The sequence below is a fragment of the Nocardioides sp. P86 genome (genome assembly GCF_023712465.1).
GTDB lineage: Bacteria > Actinomycetota > Actinomycetes > Propionibacteriales > Nocardioidaceae > Nocardioides > Nocardioides kribbensis.
This window is the reverse complement of sequence record NZ_JAMAYE010000008.1, coordinates 1-1,239: the sequence shown is the minus strand read 5'-3', so window position 1 is coordinate 1,239 and position 1,239 is coordinate 1. Positions and strand designations below refer to the sequence as shown.

Genomic DNA, 1,239 nt, shown 5'->3' with positions numbered 1-1,239 from the left:
GGAGGGAGCCGGTGGCGTCGGGTCCGGAGCCGGCGAGGGCCCAGCCCCCGGCGGCCCCCACGCCGGCCGCGACGACGGCGACCGCCGCGGCCAGCGCGAGCAGGGGCCGACGACCGCGGGGTCGCGACGACACCACGAGCGGGGGTGGCTCGGGCATCGAGGCGGTGCCACCCGCGGTCGCCGGCGTCCGGGGGGCCGGCCTGCCGCCCCGGGGTGGGCGGCCGGCGGGGCCGGCCGCGCCGGGGGTGCCCCCGGCAGCTCGTCCACCGACCGCGCCGGCGCGCCCGGCGCCACCGGCACCGCCGGCGGCGCCCGGCCGGGCGGTGAGGGTGCGGGCGGCCCGGGTCAGCAGGGCGTGGCCGACGGCCTGCTCGGCCAGCTCGGCGCGGCACTGCGGGCAGCCGGCCAGGTGGTCGCCGACGGCGAGCACGCGGGCGTTGTCGAGCTCCGCGCGCAGCAGTGCCTGGAGGTCGGGGTGGTCCTCCCCGTCCGGAGGCGGGCCGGGGGTGCCGGGTCGTCCGGGGAGGTCGGGGCGGCGGGGGGTCATCGGTCGGCTCCGTCCGGGTCGTCGGTGCGCACGAGGTCGGCGAGGCGGCGCGCGGCGCGGACGGCCCGGGCCTTGACGGTGCCCAGCGGCAGGTCGAGGTGGTCGGCGATCTCGCGCTGGGTGAGGCCCTCGAAGTAGGCGAGCTCGAGCACCTCGCGGTCGCGCTCGCCCAGCCGCGCCAGCGCGGCGTGCACGTCGGCGGCCTCGGCGTACCGCTCCGCGGTCTCGCGGCCGTCCTCGCCCACGAGGTCGCGGGCGTCCTCGACGGGCACGACGTCGTGGCGGCGGGTGCGCAGGGTGTCGACGGCGCGGCGGTGGGCGATCGTGAAGAGCCACGAGCTGAGCCGCATGGTGGGCTCGTAGCGGTCGGCCTGGCGCCACACGTCCATGAGGGTGCGCTGCAGGACGTCCTCGGCGTCGTCGCCGACGAAGCGGCGCAGGTAGGCCAGCAGGCTGGGGCCGTAGGCGGAGTAGACCTCCTCGAGGGCGGTCTCCTCGCGGCGTGCGAGACGCGCGCCGACCGGCTCCTCCTCGAGCGCTCCGATGACCTCCATGCCTGTGCTTCGCCCGCCGGGGCCCCCGCGGTTGCACCTGGCCCGGGATACCCCCTAAAAGGATGAGGGGGGTCTCACCCCCGCGGTCGGGCCGGCCGCGGAGACGGCCCCTGCTCGCGCTGGCCGCGACGACGGCGA

2 protein-coding genes are annotated in these 1,239 nt (G+C 79.5%); both read right to left on the bottom strand.

The window, feature by feature from the left end; all coding sequences use genetic code 11:
• The coding region (locus tag M3673_RS18695; protein ID WP_374108216.1) for a hypothetical protein at positions 1-547 on the bottom strand (547 nt) is incomplete at its 3' end.
• The gene (locus M3673_RS18690) at positions 544-1,101 is read right to left on the bottom strand and encodes an RNA polymerase sigma factor (protein WP_251535562.1); all 558 of its coding nucleotides are present in this window, start codon (positions 1,099-1,101) and stop codon (positions 544-546) included. The genes M3673_RS18695 and M3673_RS18690, both read right to left, overlap by 4 nt.
• Positions 1,102-1,239 lie beyond the last annotated feature (138 nt).